This window comes from Prosthecobacter debontii (assembly GCF_900167535.1).
GTDB classification, from domain to species: Bacteria; Verrucomicrobiota; Verrucomicrobiia; order Verrucomicrobiales; family Verrucomicrobiaceae; genus Prosthecobacter; species Prosthecobacter debontii.
In genome coordinates, this window is sequence record NZ_FUYE01000007.1 from 69,043 (window position 1) to 88,154 (window position 19,112).

Genomic DNA, 19,112 nt, shown 5'->3' on the forward strand with positions numbered 1-19,112 from the left:
CATCCTGGCGTTTTGGAAGATATTCTCGTTTTTTGCGAATCCAGTCAATGTGAGTATTTCTCAGTATACTGACAGCATCATCATACCTTAATGATGATGACACCTCTCAAAACGATGCTTGTGTGATCAGGCTAGATTTCTGAATGGTATGTGCTTCATCAACAACCTTGTCGTGAGTCCAAACTCAAAAAAGATAACAAGCTATGCGGCCATGGCTGTGAGGTTATCCAGATAGCATCACACGAACGGCGATTCCGTGTTTTACTTGCAGAAGCTCTTGCACTCTTTGCTATAGGAGGCGCAGGTTTCGCCTTTCTTGGAGCTTGTGGTGAATACGATCCCACTTCACGGGCCCGAATGAACATGACAGCTCTATTCACACCCCCGAAGTAAACCACATCGGAACTTCACAATCAGGAAACCGGGCGCGGATTTCCAGGGTGCCGCCGAGGGCTTGGACGATGGCCATGAAGGTATCCCAATGGAGATGACTGCGGTGCACGACGCGGGAGACGGCGGCTTGTTTGATGCCGAGCTTGCTACCTAGATTGGTTTGGGAGAAGCCGTGCAGCATGGCTGATCGCAGCGATAGAGCCGATCATCGCCTTGTTCAATCCTCAACACCTCTGCGGGCAAGAGTGCCCACATCACTTGGCTGGTTTCCGCCTCCCAAACAAAACTGCCGCCACCTGCATGAACAGATGGCGGCAGCGTGGGGTATGGAAGTCGCAACCCAACCCGTGAGTCAGTCTAAGCCGCGATCAATGGCGGCTCGGGCTCAGGGTTCAGGCGACTTCGAGGGTGTGGGTCTTACTTGCAGCAGGTCTTGCACTCCTTGCCGGCGTCTTTGCAGCAGGAGGCGCAGGTTTTGCCTTTGTCGGAGCAGCACTTTTTGCAGGCTTCGCCACCAGCGAAGGCGGAGGTGGAGAGGGCGGTCAGGGCAAGGAGGGACAGAATGGTTTTCATAATGTTGGAGATGTTTGAAGTTTGATTTGAATTGAGTTTTGAATCTGAACGAAGGTATCGCTTATCCATGGGAGAGATGGGCGGGATGGATGACCCGGTCCCGACTCGGCGGCGCGCTCAAGGACCTGAGAGGCTCAGCTTCGTTCCTGAAGGAACTCGATGGCCGAAGGGCATGCCCTTTCGCATGCGGCTTCATTCTCTCGAGCAGGTTGCGGCCGAGTTTCCTTCAAGGCTTCAAATCAAGAGGGCACAGTGCTGCTGATACAGCGGCGGATGCCACGGCAGGCCTGATTGAGGCGGGTGCCAGGTGTGGACATCACGCTCCTGCTTGTGCGGAGGCAGAAGCCAAGTGTCCATGGAGGAAGGCCAAAGGGCCAAGCTCTGCACGGAGAAAAGGGGGCGAGGGGCCTGGACGGCATCTGGGGAGAGATCCCGCGGGGTCATCTCCACGCAGCACGGGCAGTGCTTCTCAGCGGGAGTGGCCGGGGTGTGTGCAGGGGCAGCGTCCTGGTGGCAGGCCGGGCAGGCGGCTTCCTCCGGCTGCGGGGCGGCTGGCATGGCCTGCACCATGCAGCACCAGCACATGGGCAAGGCCATGATAAGAGCACTGACGATGCTGGAGATCTGCCGAAACATGCGAGTGTGGGATTAGTTTACCTCGGATCGGCGGTCGTTCAAAAAGATTCGACAGCCTCACAAGGCAGGCCGCAAGGATGACAATGTTTGGTTAGACCCGACGGGGTCGGTCCTGGGCTTCGTGGTGACGGGCCTTGTCCGCCTCTTGTCATCGCGGCTTCGCCGCCTCGGTCTTCGATGGCGGAGAGGAGTCTCCGCGCTCCTCTCAAAAGCTTGAGAGAATCCTGTGAAGGGGTCGGGCCTATTCTTGAGGCATACCCTCTGAGGGGCTGATGACTAGAGGTTGACCTCTTTTATTTTTTCCCTCGCTCCTGCACTCCGCCTGTAAAATCGACCAAGACCAGACGGAGTGCAGTTGTGAGCAATTGGGAAGGGTGGCCACCATCAGATCGCGCTTTGATCGCGAAGGGCTGAGAGTCAACAAACCATATTTGTTGGGTTTGATTCCAAGCCCTGGAATGCTGTTCAAAGAATTTTCGAAATTTTTCGAAGTTTTTTCAGGCGCGCGGATGAAACCGTAAATGCACCTGTTTCAGCCGCTTTTGATCGACATGGGTGTAGATCTGCGTGGTGGCGATATCGGCGTGGCCCAGCATCTCCTGGATGACGCGGAGATCCGCGCCGTTGTTCAGCAGGTGGGTGGCGAAGGAGTGGCGCAGGAGGTGAGGGTGCACGCTTTCATCCAAACCGGCCTGACGTGCACGCTCGCGAACGATCTGCCACACACGCTCTCGCGTGAGGACCCCTCCGCGCACGGACAGAAAGATATGACTCTGCGTCTTTTTCGTCTTCACCAAAGCGGGGCGGCCCAGGCTGAGGTAGGCTTTCATGGCCTCCAAGGCGGCTGAGCCGATGGGGCAGAGGCGGGTTTTATTACCTTTCCCGGTCACGCGGATCCAGCCTTCCTCGACGCTGAGGTTCTCGAGGCGGGCATTCACCAGCTCGGAGAGCCGCAAGCCACTGGCGTAAAAAAGCTCCAGCATGGCACGATCTCGACGGTCCAGCGGGTCGAGTCCGGTGATGGACTCGACGAGCTGTCGGGCGGCGGCCTCATTGAGCGTATCAGGCAGGTGTTTCTCCTGACGTGGGGGCAGGATCGGCTCGGCGGGATCTCCCTGGCGTTTGCCCCGAGCCGCCAGCCAGCGGAAGAAGATTTTGATCGCGACCAGCTCGACCCGGGCACTGGAGGCCGCAAGGCCGTCTTTTTTTCGACGGGCGAGATAATCGGTCAGGTGCGGGGTGGTGACGGCCGAGATGTCTTCAACGTTTTTGTCTTGTTTCAGCCAGGAAGCCAGGGCCTCCAAAACGCGGCGGACGAGGAGTTGGTAGTTCGTGGACAGACCTCGCTCGGTGGCGAGGTGCAGGATAAAACTGTCCAGAGCATCGGTCATGGCAATGGGAGAGATTGTCGTGTAAAGCTAAGGACCTGTCATCTGCTGCGTTTGACTAGCAGCCCTCTCGCATGAAACACCTGCCCGTATTTCTCATCACTGCCACCGCGGCCGCTGCGGCGGATTTCAAAAAGGACGTTCAGCCGATCTTGGAGAAAAACTGCTACGAATGCCACAGCGAGAAGCATAACAAACGCAAGGCGGGCTATGTCTTTGATGATCTGGCGACGCTGAAGTTAGACATCAATCCGAAGGGGGCCATCGTGCCGGGGAATCCCAAAGAGAGTCACTTTTTTGAGGTCGTCTCGAATCCGGATCACAAGGCCCACATGCCACCGGATGATAACCTTTCCGCCAAAGACCTGGAAACCCTGCGCGAATGGATCACTGATGGGGCCATGCTGGATAAGGATGGGCCGAAGCCAGAACTGGTGCCGGTGAAGAAGGATCTGCCGCCGATCATGAGCTGGACGAACTTTGAGGGGAAAAAGATCAAAGCCGGGTTTGTGAAGCTGGAGGGGGACATGGTCTATCTGCGCATGCCGATCAACGGCAAGGAAGTACCCTATCCCATGGATAAGCTGGATGCGGCCAGCCAGCAGCAGGCGAAGGAGTGCGCGGCACCTTGAGGGTGGAGGAGGTAAGGGTGCGGGCAGGAGTACCTATTACCTCTATCACTTTTTGGATAACAAAAAGGGCGGCATTGCTGCCGCCCTTTGAGCTAAATGGATCGAGCGCCCAAGAGGCAGGGGCAGGACTCAATGCTCCTGATCGGGATCAGGCTCCGGCAAGAATTGCGTGAGAATAGCACCGATCAAGGCATAAGCTCCTGCAACACAGGCTCCAACGATCGCGATACGAGCTGGATCGGGTTTATCGGAGGCCGCCAGAGTGAGCGTAATCCAGGCGGCAGCAGTCCCCAACACACGTCCACCGATGTTGGCAGCAAAACTCTCACCCGTGCCGCGTAGATGCATGGGGAAGACCAGAGGGATGTAGTTACCCCAAAAGCTGAACTGCGAAACCGTTAAGAAACCAGCGATGAAGATGCCGATCTTGATCATCCCGAGGCTCTCAGGATTGTTCAACTGGCCTGCAATCCACCAAAACAGGAGTGGCACGATGATGAGAGAGGGGATCTGAAATAGGCGAAACAAGGTCCGACGACTGACGATGGCAACGGCCAGCAGTGCCAGGGCAATACGGCCCATCATGCCACCGATCTCCTGCCAGAAGGTAATCTTAGCCACCGCCTCATCGCTGGCATTGCCGCCAATTTGACGTTTTTTGCCTACAGGCACTTCGGGTAAGCCTGCGGCCTTGGTCTCCTGCACAGCTTTACCAACAGCGGCTTTGGCGGTGGAAATAATGGCCGCGTGGCCAGCTTCATTCGGCGTATTCAAGGCCTGGGCACCCAAGATTTGAGGGAGCTGCTGGATGGCCCCAAAAGCGATGCCATAGCTGGCGGCAAAGACAAGCGTGGTCAAAACAGTGGTCTTGACGAGTTCTGGAGCAAACAACTCGCGGATGCTCGGCCGCTTGAGGACTCCCGCTGCCTTCTTACGAGCCCATTCAGGCGACTCAGGGAGGAACGGACGAATCAGGATCAAAGGCAGTGCAGGGATAACACCGGAAATCAAGGTGTAGCGCCATGCTTCATGGCCTCCATGGATGGCTGGCAAATCCAGTGCCCACTTGGCGGCAAGGACGTTGGCACCAGCGACGAGCAGGCCACCAATGGAAGAGAAGGCCTGGGTGTAACCCAGCACTTTTTCACGTTGCACATTGTCTTTGAAAAGCTCTGCCAGCCAAGCCACCGCAGCGACGAACTCAACACACACACCGATGAATACAAGGCAGCGGAATAAGAGAAGCTGATAGAGGTTTTGCGAAAACCCGGCCGCACATGCAGAGAATGCATACAACAAGATGCTGTAGGTCAGCACGCGACGACGGCCTAGGCGGTCCGTGAGATACCCCCCCAACAAGCCAAAGATACCGCCCGCCAACGCGGGAATGAAAAAGAGCATTCGCGCCCACTGGGTGAATTGTGGGGTGCCTGGTAAAAGGAGAGGAACTCCATCTGCACCGACTCCCCCCAATGATGCCAAGGCAGGTTTGACGATCAATGGCAACATCAGGAGCTCATAAATATCGAAAGCGAAGCCGATCGAGGCAATGATGCAGATCAACCATTGGGTGGAGGTGAGTTTTGGGGCGGGCATTGGGCGGGGTAGGGGAAGTTGGCAGTGGTTGAGCGATGGCTGAACGATTGTTGAGCAGTGGTTTAAGAGACTTGGGAGCGCCGAAGCTGGGATTCTCGGAGATTGTTTATACGGACGCTGAGATCAAAAGCTGCATCGAGAACCGCATCCGCTTTTTCTTGGGGGATAAAACCCAGGTCTGTGGCGATGATTATGTCTGATGCCGTTTCCATCAAAGAACCGTAAGCTTGGTTGGAGAAGTGTGCTTGGTCCTTGAGGCTGGCTCGCACCGAACCTTCGGCCAGATTATTGGCGACAGGCACAGCAGCTCGATTGATCTGGCTTGTGATCCCATACAACTCGGCTTTGGGAAATGAACTCGTCTGTTCATAAACCGCACCTACGAGCCGACGTGCGTCCTGCCAGACTTCCAGCTTTTCAAAAGGAAACTGTTTTCTCATAGCGTCGGAATCTTTAAAACCACTGCTCAACAACCGTTCAGCTATCGCTCAGCCACCGCAAACACCATCTCATCCTAATTTCGGGCGGAGCATGTCGAGAATCTTGGGAATCTCGATCATAGCGTCCGTGCCTTTCACCTCATATTCCAGAGTGAACCAGCCTTGGTAATTGGCGTCCTTGAGGATCTTGATCACGCGATCCACATCGCTGGCTTCCTTGGTTTTGCCATCGGCGTGGGTGATCTCCATCTTGAGCTGCACGTTGATCGCATACGGGGCGATTTTGGCCAGATCACCGTAGGGGTCTTCCGTGTGGAAGTTGCCGCTATCCCAGTTGATGCCTGCCCAGGGACTCTTGGCTTCGCGCACGAGGTGGATCAGGTTCTCGGGTTTGGCGACCAAGCCATGGTGATTTTCCAGACCGAGGAAAATGCCCTTTTTACCCGCGTAGTCCAAACACTCCTGATAGGCCTCCAGGCAGTTGGCCAGGGCTTCTTCATCCGGTGTGCCTTTCGGGGGCTGACCGGCGAAAACGCGGATGTGCGGGGCATTCATGACAGCTGCGTGGTCGATCCACTGCTTCACGTTGGCGATTTCTTGGTCGCGTTTTTCTCCCTTCGGAAGGGCGAAGTTATTGCCCACGGCAGTGCCTGCGAGTTGCACGCCACGCAGATACGCATGGCGCTTCACTTCCAGCAAAAAGGCTTCGTCCACATCGGGTGGGAAGAAGTAGCTGGTCACTTCGGCTCCCGGGACATTGTGATCTGCGCACCAGTCGATGAAATCCAGGATGCTCCAGAGCTTCTCGCCGTCTTTGGCCTTTTGCTCCTTGCCACGCGACCATTGGAACTTTTCGCGGAAGCTGTAGGCGGCGACACCGAGTTGCATGCGACTTTGACCAGCGCGGTTGATGGGCTCGATGGCTGGCAGGGCGGAGGCCCCGAGGGCGCTCAGACTGGTGGTGAGGAAGGAACGACGTGAAATCATGGTGAGATTGGGGAGTGTAGTGAACGCAGCGCAGAAACGAATATTAATTTTCCGGTGAGATTTGATTCTCTCGCACCGTCGCTTCCGCCTGTTGGACGGAAATGGGGGCTTGGTCCGTCAGATTGTAATCCCGGGCCATGCGAGGCTCGCGGACCAGATTCACTCGGCGGAGGGTGTTGTTTTCCACCATCACTCCTCGGGAAGCGGTGATGGTGATGCCATTGACGGCACAGTTTTCGATCTGGTTGCCCGTGATCGTGATGTTTTCATTGCCCAGGAAATAGCGGGTCTTTTCACCTTGGGGTTCGACACGACCCATCAGGGTAATGGCTCCAGTGGTGTAGCTGTTTTTTTGGAGCAGGTTGGTCCCCTGAGCCACATCGCGAATGTGGTTGCCACGGATCTTGATGTCTCGGCACCAGCCCGCCTCTCTCCAAAACGCATACTCCGGGCCGATGGTGATAGCCACGCCCTTGAGTCGCTCGAATCGGTTGTTCTCGACAATCCCCTCATTGCTCATCAATCTCAGTCCTCGGGCGCGATGATCGTGAAAATTGCTGTCCGTGATGGAAAAGCCCGGTGCACTGGTGGCGGGGACATCGCAGAAATCCCCTGGAGCCACGCCGGACACAGGTTGATCGAGGTGCACAAGATAGACCGCTCCAGGTTTTTCCTCTTTAGAGGTCGGCCAGAGTTTCTTCACATCGGCCTCGATGCCCGCGTTTTTGCCGTCCTGGTATTCCACCTTCACCACCTTGGCTCGGGCAGTGACCTCAAAAACGGGTTCCTTGAGAAAACGGATCTCGTCACCTGCTCGGATCAGCCGGTCAAACCGATCTCCACGATGGGCGCGCATGGCAATGAAGGTGCGCTCATCCAACCAGCGGATCACGGGCAACATCACACCATGCAGATTCACGGCATCATCCCCCATGAAGGAAAAATCGCAGTTTTTGAGGGTTGGCCCCTTGCGCACATAAGCGGCATTGAAGGCATCTGCGGAGGTGGAAAACAGCCGTTCTTCGGTGGCTCCAGCCGGCTTGGGGCCGGGAACAATGCGCACATTTTCAAAGGTGCCCGCTTCCTCAGCAAAACGGATGAGAAAACCGATGCCAGGAGCCGAGTGAACGGTGACATCCTTGAAGGTGAGGCCCGCGCAACCCTCACCGATCAACACGCCTTGGCGCTTGCGCACATTGAGGACGATCCGGTCGCCCTTTTTTAAAGACTCGAACCCCGTGGCCTCCTGACTGAAAACGAGACGGCCTTTTCGAGGCGTGATCCGCTCGATTTTCTTGGGATAATAATCCGGCACCCCCACCTTCCAACGGTTGGCTTCGGGTTCAAACAGATGAACCGTTTGACCCTCCAGATACACGTCCGTCAGATCTGGATACCCCGCGCTGACCTCGAAGTCAGCCGTCCTACCTTTGGCGTCAACCCCTGTGAGTCGGGCTTGAGTGAAGGGTAGAGGATCATAGTCCAGAGTAAGTCCCGTAATCGTCAAATTCTGACAGTCATGAAACCGAAGTGCTGACGGACTGAGATCGGTGCCGAGGAGGGTAACTCCTTCAGCCCGCAAGGTTCGATTTTTCAGTCCTCGGAGTTGCAGTCCTTCCTTGGGTAAACGGTAGGTTCCTGGTGGAATCGTCAAGGTCGTTTCGGTGCCCGTAGCTAGGAGATCCAGCTTAGCTTGAAGCTCGTTCGCCGGGGCGCTGATGAGATCGCTCGCCGAATAAAGAAACCCGCTGAGGGTTACCAACAAGGTTTGAAGTAACATCTGCAATCTCATGAGGGGAGCGAAAGACGAGAAGATGATTGGGTATCGAAGGACAGCAAGGGCTACTGCACCTTGCTGCTATTGGAAAGAAGAGGGAACATAGAATGGCGATCGCCCATCAAAATGGCGCTGTAAAAACCCGTTAACGTCCAATCCTGCCGAATCACGAATCCACCCAAAAGAAGAGCCCCAGCGGGTGTTCTCGCTGGGGCTCTAGGCTTACCGGTGTTCGATCTACAACCTTAGGGATTCATTCAGATCACGGCTCAATAACGGTGATGGTGACCGTGCCGCTGGAAACCAGAGTGCCTCCATTGGCGTCGTTACCCACTTCGACTCGATAAGTGCCAGAATCACTGCCTGTGACGCCATTGATCTCAATGCTTGGCTGATCGGCTTGATCCTGGAGTTCGTTCTCATCCTTATACCAACGGTAGGTCAGGTCGCCGGTCGTCACATTCGGACCTGCTGTCAATTTGATGTTCCCCCCTGCTTCAATGGTGGTGGTGCCTTCCTCTAGAGTCAGCGAGACCGCAGTTACGGGATTGAGCTTTTCGAGAGCAACTTCGTTGCTCTCCACAGAGTTTTCCGTGTTCGTGACCACGACTGTGTAAACGCCATAATCATCCTCAATGATGGCATCAATCACATAGTCTGCAGAGGTTGCCCCAGGAATGTCCTCACCATCCTTTTTCCACTGGTAAGAGAAGTCGGGCTGTCCTTGGGCAGACACCGAGAAAGTCACGCCATCTCCCAAGGGCAAATACTGGTCCGCAGGAGAACGGGTAGCATTCACATTCGAGACTTCCGTGCTGACATTGAGAGATATCGGTGCGCTTTCTTGTCCGTCTGGCGTTGCTCCATTTTTAACGAGCACCGAGTAGTTGCCAACGCTATCGCTGTTTGCGGAACTGATGAAGTAGGTGGAATTCGTCGCCCCATTGATGTTCTCACCGTCTTTCTTCCATTGATAGGTGTAAGGACCCGTGCTGCCGGTAATGCTGGCAATGGTGAAGGTAACACTGGCCCCGAGTCCTACGCGGTCTGTCGAAGGGGTGCGTTGGGCAGTCACCGAAGTGATCGGGTTGGCCACCGTGATCGTTTTACTGCCGGTAACACCATTCGGCGTTGCTGCATTGGTGACCTTGACACTGTAGGTCGTATTGGAATCTGCAAGTGTCAGCGGCCCCACGGTGTAGGTGGAACCCGCTCCCGCTTCTCCTGGAATCTGAGTGCCATCTTTGCTCCAGCGATAAGTGAGCGTCCCTGTGCCGCCTGTGACGTTGGCTTTAAAAATCACAGTGCCATCCACGGGGAGGACGGCAGTATCGGGCTCAGTGGTGACCGTAACGCTAGTGATGGGTTTATTCAGCACCAATTCGGCCTCTTCGCTCTCCACGCGAGAATAGACCGTGGTGATGACCACATCATAGGAATCTTCATCCGCTGAGGTCACACCATTCACTGTATAAGACTTCACATTGACCCCTGCAGCAGTGGAGATGTTGACCCCGCCTTTTCTCCATTGATAATAAACCTCGGTTCCAGGATTCACGGCCACATCAACCGTAAACGTGACATTCGCTCCGCTGTTCACAGTGACGGACTGAGGCTGCTGAGTGATCACCACCGGCAAAGGGTTGAGGCGCACGCTTCCTGACAGAATCGGAGAGTTTTTCAACGTCGTCACTGGATCGGTGGAAGGTAACTGCGGTAAGAGGAAGTGCCCCACCCCCGTAGGAGCGACACCCTCCAATTGCGTTCCATCGCTGGTGGTCACATCTGGAATGCGTGGAATGGCCAGACCATAGAAGGCGGCCTTACGTTTCCCTGCCGGATCGTTCAGCGTGAAACTACCGGTGATCAGGCCCGTGCTGCTGGCCATCTTCACGCTGGTCGCTGCCGGGTTTAGAATGCCGCTGTTTTTGGGAATGGAAGCGGCTCCTTTGGAATCGATCCTGATGGCGCTCAAGTCGGGATTGAGGCTTGCTTGAGCCAAACCGGCACCCTCGAAGTCAATGGAGGCATTGCCTTGTGTCGTGGCTGTCGCAGGCAATGACATTGCATAAGGGGTGTTAGCCGGAGCAACATACGTGTAACCGCTGACCGCCACCCCGAGAGGGCCAAATCCCGCCTTGTACAAACGCTCTGAGGCTGAGGATTGAGGGTCTCTCGTCCAAACGAGTTCCCCGCCCACACGGTAAAGAGGGTAGACCTCATAAGCTGTACCGTAATACGTAAGTGTCGGCATGCCAACGACTGAACCCGTGTTCTTGTAAAGTGACTGATAAACCAAGAATTGATTCTGTCCTCCCACGAAAGAACTGCTGGTAATGGTCGTGCCATCTGCAGTCCGACCCGTAACCTTCACCGTGCCAGAGGGGTCGGATGTGATAACCATGAAGCCTGTCCCATGTGGGATAGAGTTGTCAGTCTCCTCGACATCGGTCACGTCAAGTGCGGCATGGTGCCTTCCGCTCCCCGTGTAGATCTCACCCGCCACTCGGTAGCGGTTTCGGTAAGCCACGAAATCCGCTGTATTGTGGCCATCGGAGATCGTGCCATAGACATCACCACTGTCTGTATAACCGGACAGATAAATGGCGCTGAATTCGATTTGGAGCGGTGTCAGTCCTTTGCGCGCGACCGTTGCGCTTCCACTGGTATAATAAGCCGTGAGATTGGTCGGTTGCTTCATGCTGCCGGTAAAGTTATAGACTTTTCCAGCTTGGCTTAGCTTACCACTGAGCGTTCCTCCTTCGGTGACGGTCATATCGATGCGTCCGCCTTTATTTCCGTTAAGAGCGTTGTTTCCAACCTGCCCGACAAAAACGCCGACCACAGCTTCGGGCATCGGCCAAACCTTCAAGGGAATGTTGCTCACAATTTTGCTGCCGGCAGGGTTACTGACGGTGACTTTCAAGAAATAAGTCCCCGCACTTTTTGGAGCTCCCGTGATGCGGCCCGTGCTTGTATTCACGGTAAGCCCTGAAGGAAGACCTGAGATCGCGAAGGCCGAGATCGACTGGTTAGTGTCTGGATCCGCACCGGGAAGCAGGTAATCGTAAGGCATCCCGACAAAGGCATCATCTGGGACAAATGTATTGTAAACTGGAGGAGCTCCTGCCGCATAGACGCGCCAATCGCCTGACTGTTCAGAGATGCCTTCATCTTCTTTGACCCATGTGCAGGAATAACTCCCGCTGTCTGGAGTGGTTAAATTGATGTTAAATTTTTTGATCACCAAAGTGGCGGTGCCCGCTCCGGAAATACGATCACTGTTTTGCACCACCGCGCCGCCCTTTTTCCAAATGTACTTCACGTTAGGGCTGATCGGTCCAGCCACTTGCGCTTTAAGCGTCATGGTGCCCCCATTTTTCACAAACGCGCTGTAAGTGTTCCTATCGACGACAACGACGGTGGCGGTGTTGCTATCCGCACGTCCTGCCGCACTGCTGGCTCTCACCATATAGGTGCCAGCGTCTGTCAACTTGGCCGAAGCAATGGTCAAGGTTGCCGATTTTTGCCCCGAAACACCTTTACCGTTACGCAGCCAAGTGAAGGCAGGCACGGGAGCCCCTGTCGCCGCCGATTCGATTTTCAATTCCTCGCCTACTTCGACAATCTGCTTGGTCAGAGGCTGAGTGATGACCGGAGCTTCGCGAATGTCCACTCGGGCGGAGTTGCTCGTCACCGTGGTCATTTCATTGCTCACGACGACACGGTATTCACCTTCCTCATCAGGGCCATTGACGGCAGTGAAAGGGAGTGTCGCACTTTCAGCACCTGAAACATCCATCCAGGTCTCTCCATTCTTCTTTTGCCACTGATACGCCAAAGTGGATCCTGTCGCTTTGACTGCGAGGGCTGCTTTTTTCCCGGCGACGACCGCCACTGATGTCGGCTGCTTGGAGATGACCGGGGGTTTATAACTTTTAATGACATTCACGGTGAAGACCTGCTGAGTCACGTTCATGTCGAGGTCGTAGGCCTTGAGGGTGACGGTTCGAGATCCTGCCGTCTTGCCTTCAACCAAGATGTCAGTTCCGTTCAAAATCGAAACGCCAGCAATCGCTTCTTCTCCAGCCGTTCCGGCCACGATTTCGTATCTAAAGATGGGCACTTCCCGCGCACTCGTGATACGCACGGTCTTTGTGATATCCATCGTTGTCGGTGCCGTAGAGCCTGTAACGTCCATAGGGACCCCCGTCAGGGACGAAGCGGCTCCATCGATAGCTACACCGACCGAATCTGACGTCGAGACGTATGAACCGACAGGCAGATCCGAAATGGCATCCACCGTAGTCATCCCGCTTCCAGCCACCCGACCAAAAACCGTGAAACCACCGTTTTGGTTATCGAGGGCCTGTGAATTAGAGGCGTCGTTATTATTGACCAAGTTAAAAAAGAAATCATGGGTAGCACTGTCCGGACTTCCCCCGACTTTAGCGTGAGCGACACTACCCCGAACATTTGAAATTCCCGGCTCATTGAATGGAGATGGGCGCTTTACCAGCGAGGCAAAGTAGTAGGGGGATTGAGTCGGCACGTAGCCACCTCCCTGAAGGACAAAATCAGTGACGTTGCGATGAAAGATCACGCCATCGTAGGCTTTGTTATCTACATAACCCATGAAGTTATTGACGGCTTCTGGCGTGAGGCTCGGGTAGAGCAGAAGATCGACCTGCCTATCGCCCGAGATCTGCAATCGAACGGCTTTTTCTGAATCGGCATCGGTAAACTTGCCTTCCAGCGGAATGGTCAGTTGGGTCGCTGTGCCAACTGTGGCGCTAACGATTTGTGTGGCCGCCTGAGGTGAAGCTGGCCGCCTTAAAATACGCAGCGTCAGCGGCATGGAGGCGGAGTAGTTGATATAGTTCACCGTCATCGGACAAATGAAAACCCCGGATTGGGTCGGCGTGCCCGTGATGGTGCCGGCTGAGGCGTCAAATGAAAGGCCGTTCGGTAGGTCTTCAACAGTCCAGTCCACCTTGTTGACCGCATCCGAAACCGTCAAAGTGTAGCTGAAGCTAACATCTTGCTGAGCAGGCTGATAAGGACGGCTGGTGAAGCCGTAACGCGCATAGGCAGAGGCAAAATTGCTCTCATCGGAGTTGTTGTCCTGATAGCGGGCGACAACTTTGAATTCATATTCCGTATCGGGTGTCAAAGCCACCCGAGCGGTTTGAGTTTCGTTCGACTGGTCAACCAAATAGGAATAGTAGTCCTCGAATACAGTCCGATCTTTCACCGTGATACGCTTGCTGTCAGCCTGCATGGATTCCACGAGATACCATTCATCGTCTTCTGTCTCCTCGTCCACCTGACGCACAAAAACGTCGTAATTGGTTTCATCAACGGACGTGTCTTGCCAAGTCAAATCAACAGCACCCGACATACCGGATGTCGTGGCCACCAGCCCTTCGGGTTTGATGAAAGGCATCTTATCTAGAGTAAAGACATTAGAGTAGTCTGAATCGATGGCAGTCAGAGAACTGCCCGAACTGACCGCCCGCATGCGCCATTCATAATAGGCGCCGGGTCCGATGGAGAAAATATAAGACGTTAGGTTTTTGTTGATCGAGACGGTAGTCCAATTGCTTGTAGATCCTGGTTCACGATAACCCACTTCGTAACTCGTTTCGTTGTCGCTGTTATCCTGCCAACTCAGCTTGACTCGAAGATTGTCCAATTTTTCAACCACAAGATTGGTCGGTGGGCTCAGTCTCGGGACCTGATAAAAGGTAGAATTTGCAGGAGGATAATTACCCGAAGTGGGAGAGATGAAAACGCTGGCAAACTGCGCCGAGACTCCTTGTGCGGCATCGGTGTTTACGCGAGTGGCTCGGATCGCGAAGTTGTAGGATTCACCAGCCACGAGATTGTGCTGAACTTCCACTTGAGTGGTGTTAAAATACACCACGGATAACGGCTTGTAAGCACTGGCAGCTTCCGAATTTTTTTTGTAGAAAATCTGATAAAAGAGCTCTCCAGAGCTTCGGTCAGTCCAATTGAAGCGAAGAAATCCATCGCTCATCTCCGCCACCTTGAAGGACTCTGCCGCATTCAAATTGATGTAGTCTCCCGTGATGGCATAGCTTTGGGACGGACTCGCACTCACCTCCGTTTTGGTGCCGTTGTATTTGTAGGCCACAACCCGAAAATAAAGGGTCGAATCTTGAGTCGGGTCATAGGGCCCCCACACGTATTCCGTGCTATCCGCAGCGGCAGCCCCGACATACTCAAAAGGTCCGGTGCTGGCAAAGCCGGCTTCGATACGAAACCCGCTTTCATCCAGCGAGTTATCCTGCCAAGAGATTCGATAGACCCGGGCGGTCGTTTTAGCCCCCGTTGAATAGACGTTGCCGTTAGAATCGACTCCGTAAGTGGTCGCACTGATCCCAACATTTGAGGGGGCTTTAGGTGCAGCGGCCAAGGCGGGCGTTTCGAATCCCAAGCTGACCAAAACAGTCACCATAGGCAGCAGAAGCAGGGCACGTGCTCTGCAGGAAAACGAGCGAGATGAAGACAGCATAACCTTTGAATGGATACGGGTTGGGGGGGTAGGAAGCCCGATGGGGGAGTAGGTGAGAACACCACCGAGCGGTTTTCGTTGTCATAATATTACCTTTTTTGTCATTACATCGTCAATCAATTTGCGATTCGATGTCATCTTTTGCTCGCCAGGAGGGGGAGTCCTTCGGCAAAGTGAGGGTTTATGCGTCCTCTGACCGTCGTTTCCGCGCTCGCTTTCTCCACCCTGGGGCTGGCCCAGGAATCGCCGCTTTTTCGCGAGGAGACCATCGATGCCGAGGTTGGCATCGGTTATGGCCTGGCGGTTGCAGATGTGGACGGAGACCGAAAGCCCGATATTCTGGTGGCGGATAAGGACCTCATTGTCTGGTACCAGAACCCCACCTGGAAAAAGCATGTCATCGCAGAAAAACTGACGGAGAAAGACCATGTCTGCATCGCCGCAAGGGACATCGATGGTGACGGTAAGGCTGAAATTGCCGTAGGAGCGCAGTGGGACCCTGGCGATACGGAAACCAGTGGTGCGGTGTTTTACCTGCAACCGCCTGCGGACCGAACCCAGATGTGGAAGCCGATCCAGCTCACTCACGAGCCGACCACTCACCGGATGCGCTGGGTGCGGAATCGAGCCGGGCGGTATGATCTGATCGTGGCGCCTCTTCATGGGCGAGGAAACCAGAAGGGAGAGGGCGTAGGCGTCCACATCCTGGCTTATCACAAGCCGGATGATGTGACCCAGCCCTGGAATACCACCCTGGTGCATGACAGCATGCACATGACTCATAATTTCGAAATCGTGCCCAGCCCGGCCGATGAGGCTGAGCCGATCCTGCTTGCAGGTCGTGAGGGCATCGTTCGCCTGACGCCTGGCGACAATGGCTGGAAAGAACAGTGGGTGACCCGCCACGACAGTCCAGATCTAGCGGGTGCAGGGGAAGTGCGTTGGGGCGCTTTTGCTGGAGGTCAGCCTTACATTGCGGCCATTGAACCGATGCATGGCCACCAACTCGTGATTTACACCCCTCCCCCCAATGGGCCTAAAGATGGCCTCTGGCAGCGGCGAGTCTTGGACGATACGCTCGTGGATGGACATGCCCTGGCCTGTTATGATTACCTGGGACTCAACAACCGCCAAATCGCCGTGGGCTGGCGTGCTCATCATAAGCTTGGCACCCGTGTGGGGGTGAAGCTCTTTTCCACCACGAAGGAGGATGGCACGGGGTGGACGCAGACCTGGGTGGATGATAATACGATGGCTTGCGAAGACCTAGCGGCAGCGGACCTGGATGGTGATCGCGACACCGATCTGGTGGCCGCAGGTCGACGGACTAAAAATATCAAAATTTACTGGAATCTCCGACAGTAATCGCTGCCAATAGATTGCCTTCTCCTAGGTGTGCCGGGTTGCAAATGTGACTTTTTTGCTAAGGTCACTGCACCATGAATGCGATACGATTTTCTTTTGCCCTTTTGACGGGCTGCATTCTCAGCTCCTGCCAGCTTCCTCTGTCAATGATTCGCCAGGAAGTGATTCGTAAGCCTTTGGTCGTTCAGCCAGCTGACTCCTCCAACAGTCCCCTGTATGTTTGGCATGGCAGCGGTGAACCAGGCCCTGTCCGAGTCACGATCGACCTGAGCGAACAAAAGGCCTACATCTTCCAAAACAGTGAAAACATCGGCTGGAGTTACGTAGCAACTGGCCGCAGTGGCTTCCGCACGCCGACAGGCACCTTTGTCATTACGGAGAAAGTGGTGAACAAACGCTCGAACAAGTATGGCAGCATCGTCGATGCCAACGGTAACACCGTGCGCAGTAATGCGACCGCTGGAGTCCATGGGGTGCCCTCAGGCGGTAAATTCCTGGGTGCTAAGATGCCCTACTGGATGCGCCTGACTAACTACGGTGTCGGCATGCATGCCGGCCCCATCCCTCATCCTGGCTCCCCGGCCTCTCATGGTTGCATCCGCCTGCCTTACGATATGGCCGAGCGGATTTTTGAGGTTGCACCCAGCGGCACCCGTGTGACGATTGTTCCTTAATTTGTCCGCTTGAGCATCCCCGACTGGTTACAGCAACACACCCTTTTTACAGGAGATCCCACGATCCTGCTGATGGCCAGCGCTGCGGCGGTGTGCATCGGGTTGTCTAAAAGCGGACTCTCCGGCACCGCCACCCTGAATGTCGTGCTGATGGCCCAGGCCTTTGGCGCTAAAGCCTCTGTCGGTCTCGTTCTACCGCTGCTGATTGTCGCGGACTTCATGGGCTATTACCTGAACCGGCACGGTGGCTCCTGGCGGCGCATCTGGCCCATGGTCCCTCCCGCCATCCTCGGCGTGGTCATCGGGTATTTCCTGCTGGGGGAGATCGACAATGTGGCCGCCCGCACGGTCATCGGCTGGCTCATCATCGGCCTGCTCGGATTTAAGCTGGTGCTGGATGCCAGCAAGGGCACACTGGAGGTGCTCACCCAACACCGGGGTTTTGCCTGGCTCATGGGCATCTGCGCGGGGGTCGTCACCATGCTGGCCAACGCCGCTGGTCCTGTGATGACCGTCTATCTTCTCTCCCAACGCCTGGAGAAAAAGGATCATCTGGGCACCTTCAGCCGCTACTTCCTTTTCATCAATCTCTTCAAGGTCCCCTTCTCGGCCGATCTCGGCATCATCAATCCCAAGTCTCTGGCGACCAATCTGGTCCTCCTCCCCGGTGTCGTCATCGGCATTCTGCTTGGCTGGCAGATCCTGAAACGCATCCCGCAAAAGCCTTTCGAATGGACGCTTTTCATCCTGACCCTCATCGCGGCGATGTGGTTGATCCGAGGGTGAGCAGACGAGAGTTGACCCCACGACAGCTTTGTGGTGCTATCCGGCCCCACCATGATCATTCGCAGCCTCTTCGTCTCCCTCATCCTCGCTGTTACAGCGATCTCTCAAGCTGAGAGCCTCATCCCCGCCAATGCCCGCGTGGCCGTCATTGGGGACAGCATCACGGAGCAGAAACTCTATTCCAAATACATCGAGGCTTACCTCCTGGCTTGCACAGGGCGCACGGACATCCAGGTCTTTCAATTCGGCTGGAGTGGCGAGCGCGCCAGTGGTTTTGCCGCACGGCTGAAAAACGACCTCAGCGTCTTCAACCCCACCGTCGCCACCACCTGCTATGGCATGAATGACGGCAGCTATACCGCCTACACCGATGCCATCGGCGCTGAGTATGAGAAAAACATGCGCCTCGTGCTCGATGGATTGAAAGAGATCGGCGTCTCCAACATCGCCGTCGGTTCTCCCGGGGCTGTGGACACGAAGTTTTTCACCCGCTTCGAACCTGCCATCTACAACGACAACCTCGCTCACCTTCGCGACATCGCCAAGAAACTGGCTGGTGAGTCTAACCAAAGTTTCGCCAATGTGCATGACACCATGATCGAAGCCATGAGCAAGGCCAAACCAGTGATGGGAGAGAACTACGACGTCTGTGGTCCCGATGGTTTCCACCCAGGCCCCAATGGCCACCTACTCATGGCGCAGGCCTTTCTCAAAGCCCTAAAGCTGGATGGCAAGATCGGTGAAATCACCCTTGATCTGAAGGGACAATCGACCGCAAGCCAAGGCCACGAGATCATCACCCAGGCTCCCGGCAGCATCACACTCTCCAGCACCACCTGGCCCTTCTGCTTCGATGCCGATCCCAAAGCCTCGTCCAGCAATCGCAGCATCCTCCCCTTCACCAGTTTCAATCAAGACCTGAATCGCCTCACGCTCGTGGTCAAGGGCTTGGACAAGGACAAAGCCAAAGTCACCTGGGGCAGCCAAAGCCAGGAGTTCACCAAGGCCCAATTGGAAGCCGGGATCAATCTCGCCGCCGAATTCTCCCAGACACCTTTCGATGCGGCCTTCAATGATTTGATCGGCGCCATCGGCTCCAAGCAGAGCTTTGAAACCACGATGATCAAAAACATGATCACCCACTTCCGCACCCTGGGAAAAGAAGCTGAAGGCGATGCCGAATTCACCAACGCACTCACCGTGCTAAAGAAGAAACTCATGGTCAAACACGACCTGTATGAAGCCAATGTACGCAAGCGCCTCAAGGCCGTGAACCACACCATCTCCGTGGAGTAGTTCTGACCCACATTCCAAGTCCAACCAAGGC

General features: G+C 55.1%; 14 protein-coding genes. 5 read left to right on the top strand and 9 right to left on the bottom strand.

Going from position 1 to position 19,112, the window contains the following annotated elements; genetic code table 11:
- Nucleotides 1-376 precede the first annotated feature (376 nt).
- The 4 genes from B5D61_RS11795 to B5D61_RS11805 all read right to left on the bottom strand — a co-directional run bounded on the left by B5D61_RS11795 (nucleotide 377) and on the right by B5D61_RS11805 (nucleotide 2,993).
- Complete coding sequence (locus tag B5D61_RS11795; protein ID WP_078813597.1) at nucleotides 377-574, bottom strand: helix-turn-helix domain-containing protein; 198 nt, start codon at nucleotides 572-574, stop codon at nucleotides 377-379.
- 236 nt (nucleotides 575-810) lie between these two features.
- Nucleotides 811-966 (bottom strand): hypothetical protein, encoded by a 156-nt coding sequence (locus tag B5D61_RS26290; RefSeq protein WP_176159377.1) that lies wholly within the window; start codon nucleotides 964-966, stop codon nucleotides 811-813.
- 234 nt (nucleotides 967-1,200) lie between these two features.
- The gene (locus B5D61_RS11800; RefSeq protein WP_078813598.1) at nucleotides 1,201-1,602 is read right to left on the bottom strand and encodes a hypothetical protein; all 402 of its coding nucleotides are present in this window, start codon (nucleotides 1,600-1,602) and stop codon (nucleotides 1,201-1,203) included.
- Between the two features lie 497 nt (nucleotides 1,603-2,099).
- Nucleotides 2,100-2,993, bottom strand: a complete 894-nt coding sequence (locus B5D61_RS11805) for a site-specific tyrosine recombinase (protein ID WP_078813599.1) — start codon at nucleotides 2,991-2,993, stop codon at nucleotides 2,100-2,102.
- Between the two features lie 71 nt (nucleotides 2,994-3,064).
- On the opposite strand from B5D61_RS11805, the gene B5D61_RS11810 reads away from it, so the two are divergent.
- Nucleotides 3,065-3,622 (top strand): c-type cytochrome domain-containing protein, encoded by a 558-nt coding sequence (locus tag B5D61_RS11810; RefSeq protein ID WP_078813600.1) that lies wholly within the window; start codon nucleotides 3,065-3,067, stop codon nucleotides 3,620-3,622.
- 129 nt (nucleotides 3,623-3,751) lie between these two features.
- On the opposite strand, the gene B5D61_RS11815 is transcribed toward B5D61_RS11810, so the two are convergent.
- The 5 genes from B5D61_RS11815 to B5D61_RS11835 form a co-directional block, all read right to left on the bottom strand.
- Nucleotides 3,752-5,218, bottom strand: coding sequence for an MFS transporter (locus B5D61_RS11815; RefSeq protein WP_078813601.1), 1,467 nt, complete (start codon nucleotides 5,216-5,218; stop codon nucleotides 3,752-3,754).
- Between the two features lie 62 nt (nucleotides 5,219-5,280).
- Complete coding sequence (locus B5D61_RS11820; protein WP_078813602.1) at nucleotides 5,281-5,658, bottom strand: four helix bundle protein; 378 nt, start codon at nucleotides 5,656-5,658, stop codon at nucleotides 5,281-5,283.
- Nucleotides 5,659-5,727: 69 nt separating this feature from the next.
- The gene (locus B5D61_RS11825; protein WP_078813603.1) at nucleotides 5,728-6,645 is read right to left on the bottom strand and encodes a sugar phosphate isomerase/epimerase family protein; all 918 of its coding nucleotides are present in this window, start codon (nucleotides 6,643-6,645) and stop codon (nucleotides 5,728-5,730) included.
- Nucleotides 6,646-6,688: 43 nt separating this feature from the next.
- Nucleotides 6,689-8,437, bottom strand: coding sequence for a right-handed parallel beta-helix repeat-containing protein (locus B5D61_RS11830; RefSeq protein ID WP_176159378.1), 1,749 nt, complete (start codon nucleotides 8,435-8,437; stop codon nucleotides 6,689-6,691).
- A 247-nt stretch (nucleotides 8,438-8,684) separates the two neighbouring features.
- Entirely contained in the window at nucleotides 8,685-14,903 is a 6,219-nt protein-coding gene (locus tag B5D61_RS11835) for an immunoglobulin domain-containing protein (protein WP_176159379.1), read from the bottom strand.
- Nucleotides 14,904-15,143: 240 nt separating this feature from the next.
- Between B5D61_RS11835 and B5D61_RS11840 the strand changes: the two genes are divergently transcribed.
- From B5D61_RS11840 to B5D61_RS11855, 4 genes are all read left to right on the top strand, one after another.
- On the top strand, nucleotides 15,144-16,325 hold the full coding sequence (locus tag B5D61_RS11840; RefSeq protein ID WP_078813606.1) for an FG-GAP and VCBS repeat-containing protein: 1,182 nt from the start codon (nucleotides 15,144-15,146) through the stop codon (nucleotides 16,323-16,325).
- A gap of 146 nt (nucleotides 16,326-16,471) precedes the next feature.
- Nucleotides 16,472-16,999, top strand: coding sequence for a L,D-transpeptidase (locus tag B5D61_RS11845; RefSeq protein ID WP_176159380.1), 528 nt, complete (start codon nucleotides 16,472-16,474; stop codon nucleotides 16,997-16,999).
- A 9-nt stretch (nucleotides 17,000-17,008) separates the two neighbouring features.
- Nucleotides 17,009-17,785, top strand: coding sequence for a sulfite exporter TauE/SafE family protein (locus B5D61_RS11850; protein WP_078813608.1), 777 nt, complete (start codon nucleotides 17,009-17,011; stop codon nucleotides 17,783-17,785).
- A 51-nt stretch (nucleotides 17,786-17,836) separates the two neighbouring features.
- Nucleotides 17,837-19,081 carry an SGNH/GDSL hydrolase family protein gene (locus tag B5D61_RS11855; protein WP_078813609.1) on the top strand — a complete coding sequence of 415 codons (1,245 nt, stop codon included), beginning with the start codon at nucleotides 17,837-17,839 and terminating at the stop codon, nucleotides 19,079-19,081.
- The last annotated feature ends 31 nt before the right edge of the window (nucleotides 19,082-19,112 follow it).

What these genes read in the sequence shown, in the direction of transcription:
- B5D61_RS11795 (WP_078813597.1), bottom strand. Translation starts at nt 574, where the DNA reads ATGCTGCACGGCTTCTCCCAAACCAATCTAGGTAGCAAGCTCGGCATC.
- B5D61_RS11820 (WP_078813602.1), bottom strand. Translation starts at nt 5,658, where the DNA reads ATGAGAAAACAGTTTCCTTTTGAAAAGCTGGAAGTCTGGCAGGACGCA.
- B5D61_RS11810 (WP_078813600.1), top strand. Translation starts at nt 3,065, where the DNA reads ATGAAACACCTGCCCGTATTTCTCATCACTGCCACCGCGGCCGCTGCG.
- B5D61_RS11840 (WP_078813606.1), top strand. Translation starts at nt 15,144, where the DNA reads ATGCGTCCTCTGACCGTCGTTTCCGCGCTCGCTTTCTCCACCCTGGGG.
- B5D61_RS11805 (WP_078813599.1), bottom strand. Translation starts at nt 2,993, where the DNA reads ATGACCGATGCTCTGGACAGTTTTATCCTGCACCTCGCCACCGAGCGA.
- B5D61_RS11800 (WP_078813598.1), bottom strand. Translation starts at nt 1,602, where the DNA reads ATGTTTCGGCAGATCTCCAGCATCGTCAGTGCTCTTATCATGGCCTTG.
- B5D61_RS11855 (WP_078813609.1), top strand. Translation starts at nt 17,837, where the DNA reads ATGATCATTCGCAGCCTCTTCGTCTCCCTCATCCTCGCTGTTACAGCG.
- B5D61_RS26290 (WP_176159377.1), bottom strand. Translation starts at nt 966, where the DNA reads ATGAAAACCATTCTGTCCCTCCTTGCCCTGACCGCCCTCTCCACCTCC.
- B5D61_RS11835 (WP_176159379.1), bottom strand. Translation starts at nt 14,903, where the DNA reads ATGGTGACTGTTTTGGTCAGCTTGGGATTCGAAACGCCCGCCTTGGCC.
- B5D61_RS11825 (WP_078813603.1), bottom strand. Translation starts at nt 6,645, where the DNA reads ATGATTTCACGTCGTTCCTTCCTCACCACCAGTCTGAGCGCCCTCGGG.
- B5D61_RS11845 (WP_176159380.1), top strand. Translation starts at nt 16,472, where the DNA reads ATGATTCGCCAGGAAGTGATTCGTAAGCCTTTGGTCGTTCAGCCAGCT.
- B5D61_RS11830 (WP_176159378.1), bottom strand. Translation starts at nt 8,437, where the DNA reads ATGAGATTGCAGATGTTACTTCAAACCTTGTTGGTAACCCTCAGCGGG.
- B5D61_RS11815 (WP_078813601.1), bottom strand. Translation starts at nt 5,218, where the DNA reads ATGCCCGCCCCAAAACTCACCTCCACCCAATGGTTGATCTGCATCATT.